Here is an 18,313-nt window from a genome sequence, read left to right as displayed (position 1 = left end):
TCGGATGGAGCAGAAGCTTGCCGGAGTCGGCGCCGCGACGGGCCGCGGTGGACCTGCCGTCCGCACCTCGACCGACGACGTCTCGGGAGTGACGACCATGCACCGAACCGCGCCGCACCGAACCGCGCCACGGCGCCGCAGCCTGACAGCCGCACTGGCCGCCTGCGCCGGCCTGATCATCGGGGCCCTGACCGGAGCCGGGGCCACTTCGGCCGCGGCGGCCACGACCCTCTCCTACTACGTCTCGCCCACCGGCAGCGGCCAGGCGTGCACCACAGCCGCCCCCTGCACGCTGACCACCGCTCAGCAGCTGGTGCGCTCCGCCACCGCCACCGCCCAGGGCGACATCGACGTCGTCCTGGCCGGCGGCACCTACCGCCTGGCCAGCACGCTCTCCTTCAGCGCCGCCGCCGGGGACGGCGCCACGTCCGGTCACACGGTGACCTACCGGGCCGCGGCCGGCGCCACCCCCGTGCTCAGCGGAGGCTGGCAGCTCACCAGCTGGACCCAGGGCGCCAACGGCGTCTGGCAGACCGGCGTCCCCGCCGGGACCGACACCCGGCAGCTCTACGTCAACGGGGTGCGCGCCAACCGTGCCGCCGGCGCGGTCCCCACCACGCTCACCCGAACCGCCACCGGCTACACCGCCGCCAGCAATGTCTTCACCACCTGGTCGAACATCTCCGACGTCGAGTTCGTCTACAACGTCGCCTGGACCCAGGTCCGCTGCGGCATCGCCTCGGTCTCCGGCACCACCGTCACCATGGACCAGCCCTGCTTCGACAACTCCACCAAGAAGCAGTACGGCGTCAACGCCGACCTGCCCAGCTCCGTGGAGAACGCCAAGCCCCTGCTGACCCAGCCCGGCCAGTGGTACCTGGACCGCAGCACCAACACCGTCTACTACCTGCCCCGCGAGGGGCAGGACATGAGCACCGCGGACGTGGAGATCCCCCGACTGCAGACCCTGGTCTCCGGCACCGGCACCGAACAGCAGCCGCTCAACGGCCTGGCCTTCTCCGGAATCTCCTTCGAGTACGGGGGCTGGACCGCGCCCGACGGCAGCGACGGCTTCTCCGAGGTCCAGGCGAACATGCGCCTCACCGGCCAGAACGCCTGGCAGAACGAGGGCACCTGCACCCGCTACTCCACCACCAGCCCCGGCACCTGCCCCTACGGCGCCTGGACGATGACCCCCGGCAACGTCGTCTTCGACCACACCACCGGGCTGAGCATCACCGGAAGCACCTTCGAGCACCTGGGCGCCGCAGGCCTGCAACTGGGCCAGGACGCCGACGGATCCACCATCCAGGGCAACACCTTCACCGACATCTCCGGCAACGGCCTGGAGATCGGCAACGGCACCGACGCCGACCCGACCGACCTGGCGCTGCTGCCCGCCAACAACACGGTCGCCGACAACTGGATCCACAACATCGCCGTCGAGTACACCGGAGGCGTCGGCATCTTCCAGGGCTACACCCGCTACGACACCATCGAGCACAACCAGGTCAACGACGTCCCCTACAGCGGCATCAGCTCCAACTGGGGCTGGGGGCGCACGCCCACCGAGACCAAGGGCAACCAGATCCTGGACAACCTGGTCTACGACCAGATGCAGCAGCGCTCGGACGGCGGCGGCATCTACGTCCTGGGACAGGAAGGCGACTCGCTCGCCGACGGCCTGCTGATCAGCGGAAACGTGGTCCGCAACACCGACTCGGCCAACGGCGGCCACGCCATCTACACCGACGGCGGCAGCGAGTACATCACCATGACCGGCAACGCCATGTACGCCAACAACACGCCGTCGATGGGCGGCTGCGAGGAGGGGACCGGAACGCCCTACGGCGAGTTCTCGTTCACCGGCAACTACGTCGAGAACACCACCCCGGACTGGCCCTGCGGAACTCCGACCGACGCCACCATCAGCAACACCCAGGTGTCGCCGGACGGCACCGGCGTTCCCGCGTCACTGATCGCCAACGCCGGACTCGAACCGCAGTACGCGTCCCTCGCCCAGGCCCCCGCAGGACAGGCCCAGACCAACCTGGCGCTGGGCAAGCCGGTCCAGGCGCAGTTCCTGGACGGCTCCACCGCCGCACTGCAGTCCTACTCGCAGCTGTCCTATGCGACCGACGGCAACCCCGCCAGCTACGTCCAGGCCAGCGGCCAGTTCCGCTGGCAGCTGGTGGTCGACCTGCAGGCCCAGCAGAGCCTGGGCCGGGTGACCGTGACGATGCCTCAGGCCCACTTCGCCACCGCCTTCCACGTCGACGCCTCCACCGACGGCAGCAGCTGGACCACGGTCGGAACCGTCACCGACAGCGGCTGGGGAACCATCCCGGTCGTCTTCACCGGCGCGGTCTCCGCGAGGTACCTGCGCATCGTCGCCGACGCGCCCACCGACTGGAACCAGCGCGGGGACCAGATGGCCATCGCCGAGGTCGGAGCCTTCGCGCCGACCTCGGGCCAGCCCGACCTGGCACTCGGCCGGCCCGCCCAGGCGCTGTACATCGACGGCACCCAGGCCCAGATGCAGCCCAACTCCACACCGTCCCTGGCCGACGACGGAAACACCGCCACCTCGGCGCAGGCCACCGGACAGTACCGGTGGATCCAGCAGATCGACCTGACCCAGCCGCAGTCCGTCGACGTGGTCTCGCTGCAGCAGCCTGACACCGCATTCGCCACCAACTGGCACATCGACGTCTCCCTGGACGGCTCCACCTACTGGACCGTGGCCCGCCACGCCGACACGGCAGGTGGACGCTCCGGCGTCCAGCTGGCCGCCCCCGTGACGGCGCGTTACATCCGGCTGGTCGCCGACCTGCCCAACCAGGGCGGACAGACCGGCGGACAGATGGCGGTCAGCGAGCTCGGCGTCTACAGCGGCTGATCCGGCCGCGCCGACGGCTCCGGGGTGCGGTCGCCGCCGAGCAGCAGTGCGGCGACCGCCTCCGGGGCCTCGTGCATGGCGTCGTGCCCGGTCGGGAGGTCGTGGACCTGCCACCCGGGATCGGCCAGGAGCCGGGTGCGGAGGTCGGCGAACGGCGTCCGGTCCTCCCAGCCCGAGCAGTAGACGAACTCCCGACGGGGGACCCGGGCCAACGCGCCGGTGAGCCGGATCGACTGCAGGAAGGAGGCGAGCGGATGGGGACGGCGGCGCGGATCGCCGCCGTCCGGCGGTCGGACGGCGTAACCGGTGGCCGCGGCACCGGCGGCGAACACCCGGCGGAAGTGCTCATTGGTCGACGACCAGCACGAGTCGCCGTCGCGCGGTACGTAGGCGTCCAGGTGCACCAGCCGGGAGATCCGGCCGCCGGCCCGGTCGGCGGCGGCTGCGACCACCATCCCGGCGTAGCTGTGGCCCACCAGTGTCCCGTCGGTGATGTGGTGGGCGTCCAGGTGCCGCAGTACGTCGCCGGCGTGGGTGTCGAGGTTGGCGGTGGCGACCGTCGCGGCGTCGTCGTCCGGCCGCAGGCCGGTCAGGGTCAGCGCGTGAACGGTGTGACCGGCCCGCTCCAGCAGCGGAACCACCGTCTCGAACGACCAGGAGCCCTTCCAGGCGCCGGGCACCAGCACGAACGTGGTCATGGGTCTCTCCCTGTGGCTCAAGCAGCGGTATGCAGGAAGTCTCACGGGACCGGCGGGTGGCGTGCCACCGCTAGGATGCCAACTGATGCCCGTTCACCGCCAACCTGGTCCGACCGCCGGTGCGACGTCACAGCTGTGGCCCTCCGGCGGGCGCCACCTGTGGCCGTCCGGCGAGTCGAGTGAGGTGCAGTCGCACGCCCGGGGCCACCTCGTCTACGCGGCCAACGGGGTCCTGGCGGTCCACACCGAGCGCGGCACCTCGATCGTCCCGGCCAACCGGGTCGCCTGGACCCCGGCAGGGTTCAACCACCAGCACCGCGCCCACGGCGACACCGACATGCGGATCGTCTTCCTCGCGCCGTCCCTGGCCCGGCTGGTCCCGGACCGCCCGGTGGTGTTCCTGGCCTCCGGCCTGGTCCGCGAGGTCCTGCTCGCGCTGACCGGCCCCCGCAGCTACGACCCGGCCGTGCCCGACTACAGCCGCCCCGCGCGCTCGCGCCTGCTGCGAGTCCTGGTCGAGGAACTCAGCGAAGCCCCCGAACAGCCCCTGCACCTGCCCGAACCACAGGACGACCGACTGCGGGCCATCGCCCTGCTCCTGCACGAGACGCCCGCCGACAGCTCCACCCTGGCCGAACTCGGCAAGGCCGTCGGAGCCGGCTCACGCACCCTGAGCCGGCTCTTCCACGACGAACTCGGCATGACCTTCTACGAATGGCGCACCCAACTACGGGTCCACCACGCCCTGGTGCTCCTCGCCGAGGGCCACGACACCACCCGCGCCGCCACCGCCTGCGGCTGGTCCAACCCCAGCAGCTTCATCGCAGCCTTCACCGACATCATCGGAACGACCCCGGGCCGCTACCGGAACCGCGGTGCAGCAGCAGGTAGCCGTCCTGGTCGCTGACGGTGCGGAAGCCCTCCGCCTCGGCGGCGGCGACGTCCTGCTGCTGCTGTTCACCGGAGACGGGCCAGCCCTGCGGGTCCGCCGTGTCGACCACGATCCACTGGGCGTCCAGCGGCAGGCCCGGGAAGCCGAACTCGCTGACCGTGGCGCGCGAGGTGAGTTGCGGGACCAGCCGGTTGGAGGCCGAGACGGTGGCCCCGTCGGGGATCATCGCCAGGACACGGTGGGCGGCGGCGACCCGGGGACCGGTGTGCCAGGTCGAGGGGCGCAGCAGCGCCGCCAACGGGTACTGCGGCAGCAGCACCGCGGTGACCGCGGCTCCGGCGACCAGGTACGGCCACGCGGTCCGCACCGGTCCCGGCCACCTGCCGAGACCGTCGACCAGGGCGGCGAAGGCGATCGGCATCAGTACCGCGCTGTACTGGTAACCGGTGCCCCAGTAGGCAGGGTTGGTGGACACCATCCGCCACGCCAGGGTCGGTGCCGCGATCCACAGCAGCGGGGAGCGGACGGCCAGGAACGCGGTCGTCGCGAGCAGCAGAACCAGGGTGACCGCCTTGGTCTGCGGGGTGACCAGGCCGATGGTGGCCTGGTACAGCAGCCCCGCCACTCCCTGGCCCGCGTCGGAGCCGGTCGCCGGCATCCCACTCCAGTAGGCGTACTGCCCGCCGGGGTTGAAGGCCGGTATCACCACCAGCACCTCCAGCGCCGTTCCCAGCACGCCGGCGGCGAGGGTCGCCAGCCCGAGCAGACGGTGGTTGCGCCCCGCCCGCCAGGCGATCAGAGCACCGATCACCGCCACGGTCAGGCCCAGGTCCTCCTTGACCAGCAGCAGTGGCAGGGCCCAGGCCGCGGCCGCGCGCATCCGGCGACGGGCGAGCGCGGTCAGTGAGAAGGCCAGCAGCGGGACCGCGAAGACCACCTCGTGGAAGTCGAACCCGACGGCGGAGGCGATGCCCCAGGACCCGCCGTACCCGAAGGCCACCAGGACCGCGGCCCGCCGTCCCGCCACCTGCTGCGCCCAGCCGGCCAGCGGGACCACCGCCACCGCCAGCAGCGCCGCCTGTGCGATCAGCAGCGTCATCGGTGTGGGCCACAGCCGGTAGAAGGGCGCCAGCGTCGCCAGGACCGGCGAGAAGTGGTCGCCTAGCAGCGGGAACCCGGGCCCTTTCAGCGCGGAGACCGGTAGCTGCCCGTGGGCGTAGGAGCGCACCGCCTGCTCGAATATGCCCAGGTCGTAGCCGGTCGTCAGGATCCGCTGCTGGTCGCGGACCGACAGGGCGGCGTACAGCGCGAACAGCACCGCCGCCGCGCCCCAGACCCAGCGGGTGCCGCCGGAGCGGTCGGCTGTCGTACCGGTGGTCCGCGCGGGCAGGTGCGGGGACGCGGCCGAGCGCGCCGGGCCGGCCGACAGTACGGAGCGGAGGGTGGGCAGGGCCATGGCGGAGCCTTCCGTTGCAGGTCGTCGGCCTGCCACTGTGCCCAAGGGGTGCTGACGCCCTGCTGTCCCAACCTGACCGCGCGATCAGGAAGCCCGGAGCGCGCTGTGACAGGCTGGCCCGGTGAGGATCCTGGTGGTGGAGGACGAGCGGGAGCTGGCAGCGACGCTCAAGCGCGGACTGTCGGCCGAGGGCTACTCCGTCGACCTGGCCCACGACGGCCGTGAGGGCCTGTGGAAGGCCCGGACCGGCGACTACGCGGCGATCATCCTGGACCTGATGCTGCCGCTGCTGAACGGCTACCGGGTCTGCGCCGAGCTGAGACGTGAGCAGATCGGCACGCCGATCCTGGTGTTGAGCGCCAAGGACGGCGACTGGGACCAGGCCGAGGCCCTGGACACCGGAGCCGACGACTACCTGGCCAAGCCCTTCTCCTACCTGGTCCTGGTGGCCCGGCTGCGCGCACTGCTGCGCCGGGCACCGGGCCAGGCCGCGCCGCTGCTGACGGTGGGTGATCTGACGGTGGACCTGGCGGCCCGGACCTGCCGCAGGGCGGGGCGGCAGATCGCACTGACCCCGCGCGAGTTCGCGGTCGCCGAGGTCCTGGCCCGTCGCCCGGGCGAGGCGGTGTCCAAGTACGAGATCCTGCACCACGCCTGGCCGGACGAGGCGGAGGACCCCAACCTGGTCGAGGTCCGCATCAGCGCACTGCGCCGAAAGATCGACACCCCGTTCGGCCGCAGCTCCCTGCAGACGGTGCGCGGGGTGGGCTACCGCCTGGTGGACGACCGGGGGAGCAGCGGGGCCGTCGATGACTAGCCGTCTGCGACGGGTCCTGGCCCGGAGCCGCCCGCGCTCGATCCGGGCCCGATCGGCACTGGCCGCCGGACTGGCCGCAGCCGTCCTGTTCACCGTCGGTGCCCTGTGGATGCGCACGCAGCTGGTCGACACCCAGATGGCATCGGTGCGCTTCCAAGCCGAGGACGAGCTCGGCGCCCTGTCCCAGGCGATCGGTCGGGGCGACACCCTCGGCGGCGGCTGGGGCCCGTTCCCCTACCAGGTCATCGCCGACGACGGCAGCCTGTACACCACGGGCAGCTCCGACCTGGACGTCTTTGAGCCCGGTGACGGTACGTTCTTCCCCGCGCCGCGCCGCGGGAGCGTCCCGGACACGGACCCACCGACCACCATCCACTTCGGGACCCCGCCGGGGAGCGCCGGGAGCCCGCTGGCCGGTCGCACCTTCCCCGTCCTGAGCACCGACGTACCCGGCCGGCAGGCCGCCGACGCCTCTCCGCAGTCGGTGTACCGCGACCTACCGGCGGATGCGGTCATCCGGATCTTCGTGGTGGTCACCCCGTTCCAGGCCCAGGACACCGCGGCCGCAGCCGACCGGGTCCTGATCCCGGCCGTCCCGCTGGGGGTCCTGCTGGTCGCCGCGGTCGCCTACCTCGCCACCCGCCGCGCGCTGCGCCCGGTGGAGGCGATCCGCGCCCGCACCGCCGCCGTCAGCGCGAACGACCCCCGCGAACGCGTCGAGGTCCCCGACACCGGTGACGAGATCGCAGCGCTGGCGGTGACCATCAACTCCACCCTGCAGCGGCTGGACGAGGCCGCCGGCACCCAGCGGCGCTTCATCGCGGACGCCGCCCACGAGCTGCGCAGCCCGCTGACGGTACTGCTCGCCGACCTGGACGTGGCCCTGGCCTACCCCGACCGCGCCGACTGGCCGGCCGCCACGGCCGGCGCCGCCCGCCAGGCGAGACGCCTGCAGGCGCTCACCGAGGACCTGCTGCTGCTCGCCCGCCTGGACGCCGGTGCCCCGCCGACGCCCACCGACTTCGACCTGGCCGACCTCGCGGCCTCGCTGGTGCGCGGCTACACGAGCGCCGCCCGAGCCGGTGCCCCTCGGCTGACCTGCTCCGCAGCCGGTCCGGTCCCGGTGCTGGCCGACCCCCGGCAGATGGAGCGGCTGCTGCGCAACCTGCTGGACAACGCACTGCGGTACGCCGCCTCCCGGGTCGAGGTCACCGTCCGGCCCGGACAGGAGCCGGGTCAGGCGGTGCTGGAGGTCGCCGACGACGGTCCCGGAATCGCGGCGGCCGACCGCGACCGGGTCTTCGACCGCTTCACCCGGCTCGCGGACGCCCGGGACCGCGACAGCGGCGGCACCGGACTGGGCCTGGCCATCGCCCGGGACCTGGCCCACAGCCAGCACGGCAGGCTGGAGCTGGCTCCCGGAGACGGACCCGGTGCCCGATTCGTGCTGTACCTCGACCGGCCTGTCGCCTTCGATCAAATCACTGTCGCGCAGGATCAAGCAGAGGCGGCCGACCGTCCCTAGCGTGATGGTCATGGACTTCACCCCTTCTCCCCGCGCGGTCGAGCTCACCGAGGCCGTGCGGACGTTCATCCGGGACGAGATCGCCCCGATCGAGCACGCATTGCACCGGCGTCAGGGCGAGGCCCGCCGCACCGGCGGGGCGGATCCGTGGCAGGTGCCGGAGGAGCTGTACGAACTGCAGCGCCGGGCGCGGGCGCAGGGGCTGTGGAACCTGTTCCTGCCCGCAGGCCACGAGGGGCCCTACGCGCAACGGTTCGGTACCCGCGGCGGCACCGGTCTGACCAACCTGGACTACGCACCGATCGCCGAGGCCACCGGATGGTCGTTCCTGGCGCCGTACGTGTTCAACTGCAACGCACCGGATTCCGGCAACGCCGAGGTGCTGCTGCGCTACGGCTCCCCGGAGCAGCGGGACCGCTGGCTGGACCCGCTGCTCGACGGGTCGATCCGCTCGGCGTTCGCCATGACCGAGCCGGGGGTGGCGTCCTCGGACGCCACCAACATGCAGCTCACAGCCGTGGTCCAGGGCGACGAGGTGGTCCTGGACGGCCGCAAGTGGTGGACCACCGGCATCGGGCACCCGAACTGCGAGGTCCTGGTGGTGATGGGGCTCACCGATCCGGGCGCGCCCAAGCACGCCCGGCACTCGATGGTGCTGGTCCCCAGGGACACCCCGGGGGTGAAGGTCGAGCGGATGCTGGACACGATGGGCTTCTTCGACGAGCCCTTCGGCCACGGCGAGGTGTCCTTCACCGACGTCCGGGTCCCGCTCTCGCACATCGTCGCCGGCCCCGGGCGGGCCTTCGAGATCGCCCAGGGCCGCCTGGGCCCCGGCCGGGTGCACCACGCGATGCGCATGATCGGCCTGGCCGAGCGGGCCCTGCACCTGGCCTGTGAGCGCGGCCTGTCGCGTTCCGCGTTCGGCAGGCCGCTGGCGGACCTCGGCGGCAACCGCGAACGCATCGCCGAGGCACGGATCGCCATCGACTCCACCCGGCTGCTGATCCTGGACGCCGCCTGGAAGCTCGACACCGTCGGCGCCAGGGGCGCGCTCGCCGAGGTCAGCGCCATCAAGGTGGCGGCGCCGAACGTCGCCCAGCAGGTCATCGACTTCGCCATGCAGATCCACGGCGGCGCCGGACTCTCCAGCGACTTCCCGCTCTCCGGAGCCTGGACCGCCGCCAGGGCCGTCCGCCTGGCCGACGGCCCCGACGAGGTGCACAAGGACGTCGTCGCCCGGGTCGAGCTGGCCAAGTACAGCAGGCACAGCAGCCACAGCGAGCACCGGGCGGCGCGATGAGCCGCGTCCGGCGTGTGCTGATCACCGGCGGCGCCTCCGGCCTGGGCGCGGCCCTGGCCTCCCGCTACGCCGCCCGCGGAGATCGCGTGCTGGTCACCGACCTCGCCGCCGGGGCGCCGGTCCCGGCGGGGGCGCTCTACCAGTGGCTGGACATCACCTCGACGCAGCACTGGGCGGATGCGCTGCAACGCGTGCACGACGAGTTCGGCGGGCTCGACGTGCTGGTCAACAACGCCGGAATCGCCGCCGGCGGGCGCGTGGACCGGGTCGACGACGCGCACTGGCGGCGGGTGCTGGACGTCAACGTCCTCGGCGCGGTGAACGGCTGCCGCACCTTCGCCCCGCTGCTCAAGGCCCAGGGGCACGGCCACCTGGTCAATGTGGCGTCCCTGGCCGGGCTGGTGCATCCGGCCGCGATGAGCTCCTACGACGCGAGCAAGGCGGCCGTGGTCGCCCTCTCGGAGAGCCTGCGGCACGAACTCGGCCCCTGGGGCGTGGATGTGACGGTGGTCTGCCCCTCGTTCTTCCGCACCAACCTGGCCGCCTCCCTGGGCGGGGAGGACCCGCTGATGGACCAGGTCGCGACCAAGCTGATCGCGCGGGCCCCGCTGGGGGCCGAGGAGGTCGCCGCGCGGGTGCTGAAGAGCGTGGACGCGCGCCGGTTCCTGGTCCTGCCGGACCGGTCCGCGCGGATCGCGTACTGGACCAAGCGCCTGGCCCGGCCCCTGTACGACCGTCAGATGCTGGCTGCGGGCGCGCGAATCCGGCGCGCCGAGCTGCGGGAGGAGCAGGGATGACCAGGCAGAACCGCCGCGGCACCATCCTCATCACCGGGGCGAGCTCGGGGCTGGGAGCGGAGATGGCCCGTCAGTTCGCGGCGCTGGGCTACGACCTCGCCCTGTGCGCCCGCCGTACCGACCGGCTGGACGCCCTCGCCGACGAGATCCGCGTCTCCACCGGCCGCAGCGTCGAGACCGCCGCCCTCGACGTCACCGACAGCACCGCGGTCGCCTCGGTCTTCCACGACCTGGTGCAGCGCACCGGGACCGTCGACCGGGTCGTCGTCAACGCCGGTGTCGGCACCGGCGCCCCGCTGGGCACCGGGCGCGCCGAGGCCAACCTCGCCACGGCGATGACCAACTTCGTCGGGGCACTGGCCCAGACCGAGGCCGCGCTGGAGATCTTCCGCCGCCAGGGCCACGGCCACCTGGTGCTGATCTCGTCCATGTCCGCCCTGCGCGGCATGCGCAGATCCATGACCACCTACGCGGCGACCAAGGCCGGGATCGCCTCCCTCGCCGAGGGCCTGCGCTCGGAGTCCATTCAGGGCCTGGACGTCTCGGTCATCCACCCCGGGTACATCCGCTCGGAGATGAACGCCCACGTCGAACAGCGCACCCGGTTCATGGTCGACACCCCGACCGGGGTGCGCGCCATGGTCAGGGCCATCGAGCGGCGCCGGGCCAAGGCCTATGTGCCGACCTGGCCGTGGCTGCCGCTCGGCCTCGCCTTGAAGGTCCTGCCGCTGTCCGTGGTCCGGAGGATCACATGAACCACGAAACCATCGCCGGCCTGCGCCAGGTCCGCGACGACGACGCCTTCGACGTCGCCGCCATGGCCGACTGGCTCGCCGGGAACGCCGCGCCGGGCAGCACCGGGATCGACCTGGCCGCGCTGCCGCAGGTGCGGCAGTTCTCCGGGGGCGTCTCCAACCTGACCTACCTGCTGCGCTACCCGGACGGCGACCTGATCCTGCGCCGTCCCCCGAAGGGCACCCACCGCAACGGTGCGCACGACATGGGCCGCGAGCACCGCATCCAGACCCAGCTCGGACAGTTCCTGCCGTACGTGCCGCGCACCGTCGCCCTGTGCGAGGACCCGGCGGTGATCGGCTCGCCGTTCTACGTGATGCAGCGGCTCGCCGGTCCGATCCCGCGCAGGGACCTGCCGCGCGAGGTGGTGCTGGACCGCGAACAGACCGCCGCCCTGTGCCGCAACGTCATCGACCTGCTGGTGGACCTGCACGCGGTGGACCTGGCGACCACCGGCCTCGGCGACCTCGGCCGGGGCGACGGCTATGTGCGCCGTCAGGTCGAGGGCTGGTCGGAGCGCTACCGCAGGGCGCGCACCTGGAACGTCGGCAGCTTCGAGCGGGTCATGGGCTGGCTGGCCGCGAACCAGCCGGCCGACCGGCCGCACACGCTGGTGCACAACGACTTCCGCTTCGACAATGTCGTCCTGGACCCGGAGGACCCCACCCGGTCGGTCGGTCTGCTCGACTGGGAACTCGCCACCGTCGGCGACCCGCTGATGGACCTCGCGAACTGTCTGGGCTACTGGGTGCAGGCCGACGACGGCAGGCACCTGCAGGCCTTCCGCCGCCAGCCCACCCACCTGCCCGGGATGATGACCCGTGAGCAGGTGGTGAGCCACTACTGCGCACGCACCGGTATGAGGGTGACCAACCGTGAATGGGCCTGGTACCAGGTCTTCGGGCTGTTCCGGGTCGCCGTCATCGCCCAGCAGGTCTACCAGCGGTACCTGGCCAGGCAGACGACCAACAGGCAGTTCCGCTTCTTCGGCGTCGCGGTCGTGGTGCTCGAACTGCGCTGCCGCCGCCTGATCTCCGCGGCCGGGCGGATGGGCCCCGAGCTCGCCGAGGCCCAGGTCGGGAGCGCGCCGCCCGGTTAGGCACGGTGCCGGGCGCGGCTGCGTGCCTCCTGGCGCAGTGCGGACGGCGTCCGTCCCCACCACCGCTGGGCGCAGCGGCTGAGGACCCCCTGCTCGGCGAACCCGATCAGGTCGCTGACCTGGGAGAGCGGCATGTCCGTCGTGGTCAGGTAGGTGCGCGCCCTGGCCCGGCGCACCGAGTCCAGGACGGAGGCGAACGACTCGCCCTCCGCGGCGAGCTGCCGCTGCAGGGTGCGCGGGTGCACGGCCAGGGCCCGGGCCACGTCGACGAGTTCGGTGGAGCCGGTACCCAGGGACTGGTCCAGGACGGTCCGCACCTTCGCCGTCACCAGCGGCCTGGCCTCGGAGGACTGCTGGGAGAGGAAGGCCAGCGCGAGCCGGCGCAGGGTCTCGTCGACCCCGTCGAGCGGGCGTGACAGCAGGCTCGACGGAACCCGCAGCAGCGCGGCGTCGCGGCCGAAGCGGACCCGGGCACCGAAGGCGTCCTCGTACCGCGACCGCGGCGCCGCCGGCTGGTGCGGCAGGTCGACCGACCGCAGGCCGTAGCGGCCGCCCACCAGGAACTCCAGCGCGCGGTGGAGGAACAGCATGGTCATGTCGGTGGCCTGCGGCAGCGGCCGCTTGCCCGCGCTGAAGGAGTACCGCAGCCCGACCACGCCGCGGGATCCGTCGGGGTCCTCCACCAGTGCGACGCTGAGGTCGCGGGCATGGACGAACATGTACCGGGAGGTGCATGCGAGCGCGTCGGCGACCGAGGGGGAGTGCTGGATCGCCACCGCCAGCGGACCCAGCATGCCGAAGTCCTGGGTCCGGCCCACCCGCAGTCCCAGGTCCGGGCAGTCGAGGTCGGCTGCGGCGATCTCCAGCACCGCGGCCAGGGCGGAGTCCTCGACCAGCAGCTCGTCACTGTCCAGCGCGTCGACGGGCAGACCCGCCCTGCGGGCGTACACCTCCGGATCTCCGCCCAGAGCCTCGACGGACTGTCGGAACTTCTGCAGGCCTGCCGACCGCACCAGGGACATGCTCACAGGATGGCGCCGGTGTCGCCCAGGATCAAATCACGGGCGGCGCGGCGCTACCGCGGTCAGCCAGGTCGCGATCTCGTCCACGACCGCAGGATCGACGTGGCCCGGGTGTGCGTACTCGGCCGGGGTGGCGGGGCCGTTGCCGGGGAAGAAGAAGTGGTTGGCGTTCTGATGGATCCGGATCGTCACCTCGGGCCGGTCCGCGAGCGCGGCCTGCCAGCGCGTCAGGTCGTCGGCGACGGTCACCTGGTAGTCCCGCCCGCCCTGCAGGATCAGCATCGGGCAGGTGAGGCCGGCCGCCGTGGCCACCGGGTCGTACCCGCGCAGGTCGAGCCAGAAGGCGGCGGAGAGGCCGAGCGGTAGCAGTTCCGACGGGGTGTCAGGCGTGAGTTCGGAGCCGGCCACCAGTGCGGCCTGCCGGGTCAGCGCCGCCACCGCCTGGTCCGCGCCGGTACCGGGGGCGAGCTCCGCGAGATGGCGGGCCACCCGGACGGCGGCCTGGTGCATCGGCTGGGCGTCCGCGGCGAGCAGCACCAGCCCGGCGATCGACGGGTCGGCCGCGGCGATCCGGGGCGCCGCCTTGCCGCCCATGCTGTGGCCGAGCAGGTGGATCCGGTCCGGAGCCACCTCGGGCCGGTCCCGGAGCAGTCGGACGGCGGCGAGCGCAGGCGGCAGGTACTCGTCGGCCATGGTGAAGTCCGCCGGCAGACGCTCCGGGTGTGCGAAGGTCGCCTTGTCGAAGCGCAGGACCGCCACCTGTCGGGTGGCCAGTCCCCAGGCGAGGTCCTTGAGCGGCTTGTTGGGGCCGCTGCTCTCGTCCCGGTCGAACGCGCCGCCGCCGCTGAGCAGGACGACGGCGGGCCACGGTCCGGAGCCGGGTCCGACTGGCAGGCTGAGCGTGCCGGGCAAGGCGAGCGGGCCGCTGCCGATCAGGACCTCCTGCTCGCTGAACCGGGCCGGGTCCGCGTAGGGCGGTGACTGCCAGGCGGGGCTGTCGGCGCCGTCCTCGCCGTGAGCGATGCGCAGACCGTGCAGCAGGCCGTCAGCGCCGACCGAAGTGACCACGGTGAAGCCGCCGTTCGCGCAGGCCATCGGGATGCGGACGCGCACCAGGTCGGCCTCGCCCGGCTCGCTCGTCGGCTCCCCGATCGTGCCGACCCGGCCCTGTCCGGCGACCTCGGCGGCCCAGGCGAGCCGGAGCGCATCGGCCGACACCGCGGCGCGCAGCGGTGGCGCGAACAGTTCCACGGTCTCCGCGAAACGCTCCGCCACCAGGAGCGCGGCGAAGTCCCGTGCCACCTTCAGTGTTCCCGCCTCATCCATTCGCATAATTGAGAAAGGTAGCAGATATGAGAAGGTTGCGACATGGACTCCCTGGAACTGCTCGCCCACCCCATCCGGCTGCGGATCGTGCACGCGATGGGCGGCGGAAGGCTGCTGACCACCGCTCAGCTCTGCGCACGCATCCCGGAAGCCTCCAAGGCCACCGTCTACCGGCACATCGACCTGCTCGTCACCGGCGGGATCCTGGAGGTGGCCGAGGAACGCCGGGTCCGCGGCGCGGTGGAGCGGCACTACCGGCTTCGCCAGGACCGAGCCGTGATCGGCCCCGAGGCGGTCCGCTCACTCACCCCCGCCGACCACCGGCAGGCCTTCGCCACCGCGATGACCGCCCTGCTGGCCGAGTTCAACGCCTACCTGGACCGCGAGCAGGCCGACCCGGTGGCCGACCAGGTGGGCTACCGGCAACACGCCCTCTGGCTCAGCCCGGAGGAACTGGACCAGCTGATCGGTGAGATGCGCGCGGCGATCGTGCCCAAGCTGGCCAACCGCCCGGGCCCGGGCCGAGCGCAGTACCTGCTGAGCCCGATCCACTTCCCGGTGGAAGCCCCGCCGCAGTGAGCCGTTCCGCCTCCCTGTGTGATCAGCAAAAGGACTGACAACCGCCGTTCCGGGCTGGCAGCATCATGCGCAAGATCCGGGAGGTAGGAATTCGGTGCGGAAACTGACTGTGGCACGGCCGGTGGTCGATCCGTCGTTGGACCCGCGGGAGCGTGAACTGCTGGAGCAGGCGCGGCCGGAGGAGCTGGCACCGGCCTCCGGTCCGCCGCCCGGGCCGCCCCGCTGGGGCGGCCGGAACGGCGCGGACGTGCTGGCGATGCTCCCGCTGGCGATCCTGGGCGGCTTCCTGCCGGTGCTGGTCCATCCGTTCACGCTGGGCCGGGCCCGCGGTCTCCTGCTCGGCGGCATCGCCCAACTCCTGCTGGTCGCAGGCGCGCTGTGGTTCGGGGTGAACGGGTTCATGTCCGCCCTGCTGGTCCTCCAGGTGCTGACCTGGGCCGCGCTGCTGGTGTTCGGCTGCGGCGAGAGCGAGGCGGCTAGGGTCGGCCGGGAGTGCCACGGCCGCTACCGCACCGCCGAGGACTTCGGCCCGCCGGAACTGACCCGGCTGATCGGGGTGTCACCGCTGTCCCTGATGACCAGGGCCAGGGTCGCGGTCGCCCGGGTGCTGGAGTCCGAGGTCAACCGGGACGGGATGCTGGACGAGGTGGCCAACGCCGTCTCCCTGCCCGCCCAGGAGTGGGACACCGCCCGGGCACTGGGCGAACTCGCCCGGTTGGGCCGGGAGGTCGAGGACGCCGCGGAGGACGGCGCCGACAGCCCGCGCTTCCTGGAGGTCCTGCAGGTCAGGAAGGAGGCGCTGCGCGTCTCCGGCGAGGCGCTCGAGCGCCGGGTGGAGGCGCTGGAGCGCTACGCGGAGAGCACCCGCGCCGCGGATGCGGCGTACCAGGAGTGGCAGGCCGTCAGGGAGTTGGAGGAACTCGACGAGGGCATGCGCGACCTGGTCGCGCGCTCGGTCCAGGACGACCTGGCCGTCGCCGAGATCGAGGCCCTGACCGGCGGCAGCTCGCTGGCGGAACTGCGGCGCAGCCTCGGTGACGCGCTGAAGGCCGGTCAGGAGGTGCGGAGCGCATGAGCACCACGAAGGAGCATGCCGAGGCAGAGAGCGCGGACGCCACGGCACCCGCCGGGGGCATGTCGGCCCGGGGACGGCAGGTCTTCGAACGGGTGCCGGACGGGCTCTTCCTCCTGGCCGGCCTGCTGGCGCTGTTCGAGGTGATCCTGCTGATCGCCTGGGGCATCCAGCTCGGCCAGGGACCGGCCCCGGCCCGTACGGTGGTCATCGAGTACGTGGTGACCGGCACCGGCTCGACCGCGAACCTCAGTGTGGACACCCCCACCGGGTCGGCGCACCACGCGGACGCCGCGCTGCCGTTCCGGGCGTCGTTCACCTTCAAGCGTGGCGAGTCGGTCAGTGTGGACGCGACCGCCGGCGAGGACGGCGAGGCGACCGCCATCACCTGCACCCTGCTGGCCGACGGCGTGGTGGTCAAGCAGTCCACCGCGACCGGCGCCTACGCGGGCACCTACTGCCTCGGCACCGCGGGCGAGGAGAAGCCCCTCCCCGGCGCCACGGTCCCGGCCGGGGCCACGGCCCGAGCGTCCGGGAGCGCCCCGGCCTCACCCGCGCCCTCGGCCACGGGGAACACCGTGTCGCGGTTGAGCGGGGTGGTCCGGCTGCCCGCCCACCCGGGCAAGGGATCGCCGGTCAAGGGGCGGGTCACCGACTCCGACGCGCACCTCTCCTACGACGAGTTCGGGGGCCGGTGGAACGCGAGCGAGGCGTCGGACCCGTCCTGGGACGGGTTCGACCGGGAGCAGGACTTCGACACGGAGAAGGCCTGGTCCGCGCAGATCGCCTCCGGCCTGGTCGACTCCGACCTGCTGGACGACTACACGGCCACCGAGGCGGGGCTGCACGCTGCCGCCTCCGCCGTCCAGGACCAGTTCCAGAAGTACAACTTCGTCGACGACGCCACCGACGGCCGTGACGTCGCCTCGCAGCCGCTCACGGTCAGCGGGCACAAGGCCTGGCTGGTCGCCCGGGAGATGCGCTTCACCAAGAAGGGTGTGCAGGCCACCATGGACCTCTCCGTGGTCGTGGTCGTCGACACCGGCCGACCCCGCCCCTCCGTCCTCTGGATCGATCTGCCGGCCACCGTCAGGACCCTCTGGCCCGACACCAACACCCTGGTCTCCTCGCTCCGGGTCACCCCGTGACCTCTCCGTCGAGGAAGGTGAGCACCGCGGGGGAGGCGAGGGCGCGGAACTCCTCGAAGTAGGCGTGCCGGGCCCCGCTGATGAGGTGCAGCGCGGCCCCGCGGATGCGCTCGGCCAGCAGGGGCGCGTTGGCGGCGGGGTTGAACCGGTCGTCCGTGCCGTGGATGACCAGGGTGGGGGCGGTGATGCCGGGCAGCGCGTCCCAGGCGTCGTGTTCGGCGCTGGCCGCCAGGTGGCGCCGCCGGGCGAAGCCGGGCAGCTCGGGGTCGCCGAGGGTCTGCTGCGGGCCGGGATGCGCGGCGGTCCAGGCCGGCGTGTACATCAGGTCCAGCAGGGCCTGCCGCGCGGCCTCCCGGTCGGGTTGCGCGAGCGACCTGCGGACGGTGTTGTCGCGCTCGACGCCGTGCGCGCCGCCGGGCGAGGTGCAGCCGAGGACCAGCGCCCCGACCCGGTCGGGATGGTCGGCGGCCAGCCACTGGGCGACCCGGCCGCCCATCGAGGTGCCGTAGACATGGGCCCGCTCCACGCCCAGGTCGTCCAGCACCGCTACCGCGTCGGCGGCGAACCCCCGGGTGCTGTAGGGGCGGTCGGGCTTGTCGCTGGCGCCGGTGCCGAGCCAGTCGAGGGTGATGGTGCGGTAGCCGTCCTCGAAGTCCTCCCGCACCCCGTCCCACCAGTGGTGGGTGTTGGCCTGCCCGGCCAGCAGGAGGAGCGGCGTTCCGCGGCCGGCGGTCTGGTAGGCGACGGCGGCGCCGTCCCGGGTGATTGCTTTGCGCACACCGGAGACCCTATGCGCCGCTCGGCGACGGCGCACCGTACGCCCGAACGGCTACCGGCTAGGAGTCCTCCGCCTCTGCGCATTCGACCGTGTGCCGGCAGGGCACGGCC

The 18,313-nt window shown here is 72.6% G+C and carries 16 protein-coding genes; 11 read left to right on the top strand and 5 right to left on the bottom strand.

What is annotated here, in order from left to right; genetic code table 11:
* Positions 1-4 precede the first annotated feature (4 nt).
* On the top strand, positions 5-2,899 hold the full coding sequence (locus ABUW04_RS02800; RefSeq protein ID WP_380562330.1) for a discoidin domain-containing protein: 2,895 nt from the start codon (positions 5-7) through the stop codon (positions 2,897-2,899).
* On the opposite strand, the gene ABUW04_RS02795 is transcribed toward ABUW04_RS02800, so the two are convergent.
* Positions 2,887-3,597, bottom strand: coding sequence for an alpha/beta fold hydrolase (locus ABUW04_RS02795; RefSeq protein ID WP_380562328.1), 711 nt, complete (start codon positions 3,595-3,597; stop codon positions 2,887-2,889). The genes ABUW04_RS02800 and ABUW04_RS02795 overlap by 13 nt on opposite strands.
* Positions 3,598-3,682: 85 nt before the next feature.
* On the opposite strand from ABUW04_RS02795, the gene ABUW04_RS02790 reads away from it, so the two are divergent.
* A complete protein-coding gene (locus tag ABUW04_RS02790) occupies positions 3,683-4,504 on the top strand; it encodes an AraC family transcriptional regulator (RefSeq protein ID WP_380562326.1) in 822 nt (273 codons plus the stop codon).
* Here ABUW04_RS02790 and ABUW04_RS02785 read toward each other — a convergent pair.
* Positions 4,437-5,945 carry a DUF2079 domain-containing protein gene (locus ABUW04_RS02785; protein ID WP_380562324.1) on the bottom strand — a complete coding sequence of 503 codons (1,509 nt, stop codon included), beginning with the start codon at positions 5,943-5,945 and terminating at the stop codon, positions 4,437-4,439. The genes ABUW04_RS02790 and ABUW04_RS02785 overlap by 68 nt on opposite strands.
* Positions 5,946-6,066: 121 nt before the next feature.
* On the opposite strand from ABUW04_RS02785, the gene ABUW04_RS02780 reads away from it, so the two are divergent.
* Genes ABUW04_RS02780 through ABUW04_RS02755 form a run of 6 tightly spaced genes read left to right on the top strand, consistent with a single transcriptional unit; the run spans position 6,067 to position 12,278 of the window.
* Positions 6,067-6,762, top strand: a complete 696-nt coding sequence (locus tag ABUW04_RS02780; RefSeq protein WP_380562322.1) for a response regulator transcription factor — start codon at positions 6,067-6,069, stop codon at positions 6,760-6,762.
* A complete protein-coding gene (locus tag ABUW04_RS02775; RefSeq protein WP_380562320.1) occupies positions 6,755-8,287 on the top strand; it encodes a sensor histidine kinase in 1,533 nt (510 codons plus the stop codon). The genes ABUW04_RS02780 and ABUW04_RS02775 overlap by 8 nt, the downstream gene beginning before the upstream one ends.
* A 10-nt stretch (positions 8,288-8,297) precedes the next feature.
* Positions 8,298-9,587, top strand: a complete 1,290-nt coding sequence (locus ABUW04_RS02770) for an acyl-CoA dehydrogenase family protein (protein ID WP_380562318.1) — start codon at positions 8,298-8,300, stop codon at positions 9,585-9,587.
* Positions 9,584-10,384, top strand: a complete 801-nt coding sequence (locus tag ABUW04_RS02765; protein ID WP_380562316.1) for an SDR family NAD(P)-dependent oxidoreductase — start codon at positions 9,584-9,586, stop codon at positions 10,382-10,384. The genes ABUW04_RS02770 and ABUW04_RS02765 overlap by 4 nt, the downstream gene beginning before the upstream one ends.
* Complete coding sequence (locus tag ABUW04_RS02760) at positions 10,381-11,139, top strand: SDR family oxidoreductase (protein WP_380562314.1); 759 nt, start codon at positions 10,381-10,383, stop codon at positions 11,137-11,139. Before ABUW04_RS02765 ends, ABUW04_RS02760 begins: the two co-directional genes overlap by 4 nt.
* A complete protein-coding gene (locus ABUW04_RS02755; protein WP_380562312.1) occupies positions 11,136-12,278 on the top strand; it encodes a phosphotransferase family protein in 1,143 nt (380 codons plus the stop codon). The genes ABUW04_RS02760 and ABUW04_RS02755 overlap by 4 nt, the downstream gene beginning before the upstream one ends.
* Here the strand turns inward: ABUW04_RS02755 and ABUW04_RS02750 are convergent.
* Together ABUW04_RS02750 and ABUW04_RS02745 are read right to left on the bottom strand one after the other, a co-directional pair.
* Positions 12,275-13,300, bottom strand: coding sequence for an AraC family transcriptional regulator (locus ABUW04_RS02750; protein ID WP_380562310.1), 1,026 nt, complete (start codon positions 13,298-13,300; stop codon positions 12,275-12,277). The genes ABUW04_RS02755 and ABUW04_RS02750 overlap by 4 nt on opposite strands.
* A 36-nt stretch (positions 13,301-13,336) precedes the next feature.
* Complete coding sequence (locus ABUW04_RS02745) at positions 13,337-14,632, bottom strand: alpha/beta hydrolase family protein (protein ID WP_380562308.1); 1,296 nt, start codon at positions 14,630-14,632, stop codon at positions 13,337-13,339.
* 36 nt (positions 14,633-14,668) lie between these two features.
* On the opposite strand from ABUW04_RS02745, the gene ABUW04_RS02740 reads away from it, so the two are divergent.
* From ABUW04_RS02740 to ABUW04_RS02730, 3 genes are all read left to right on the top strand, one after another.
* On the top strand, positions 14,669-15,205 hold the full coding sequence (locus tag ABUW04_RS02740; protein WP_380562306.1) for a helix-turn-helix domain-containing protein: 537 nt from the start codon (positions 14,669-14,671) through the stop codon (positions 15,203-15,205).
* Positions 15,206-15,299: 94 nt separating this feature from the next.
* Positions 15,300-16,280 carry a hypothetical protein gene (locus ABUW04_RS02735; protein WP_380562304.1) on the top strand — a complete coding sequence of 327 codons (981 nt, stop codon included), beginning with the start codon at positions 15,300-15,302 and terminating at the stop codon, positions 16,278-16,280.
* On the top strand, positions 16,277-17,425 hold the full coding sequence (locus tag ABUW04_RS02730; protein WP_380562302.1) for an MmpS family transport accessory protein: 1,149 nt from the start codon (positions 16,277-16,279) through the stop codon (positions 17,423-17,425). The genes ABUW04_RS02735 and ABUW04_RS02730 overlap by 4 nt, the downstream gene beginning before the upstream one ends.
* Here ABUW04_RS02730 and ABUW04_RS02725 read toward each other — a convergent pair.
* Positions 17,415-18,203 carry an alpha/beta fold hydrolase gene (locus ABUW04_RS02725; protein ID WP_380562300.1) on the bottom strand — a complete coding sequence of 263 codons (789 nt, stop codon included), beginning with the start codon at positions 18,201-18,203 and terminating at the stop codon, positions 17,415-17,417. The genes ABUW04_RS02730 and ABUW04_RS02725 overlap by 11 nt on opposite strands.
* Between the last annotated feature and the right edge of the window lie 110 nt (positions 18,204-18,313).

Source organism: Streptacidiphilus jeojiensis (assembly GCF_042510965.1).
Lineage (GTDB): Bacteria > Actinomycetota > Actinomycetes > Streptomycetales > Streptomycetaceae > Streptacidiphilus > Streptacidiphilus jeojiensis.
This window is presented reverse-complemented; position numbering and strand designations above follow the sequence as displayed.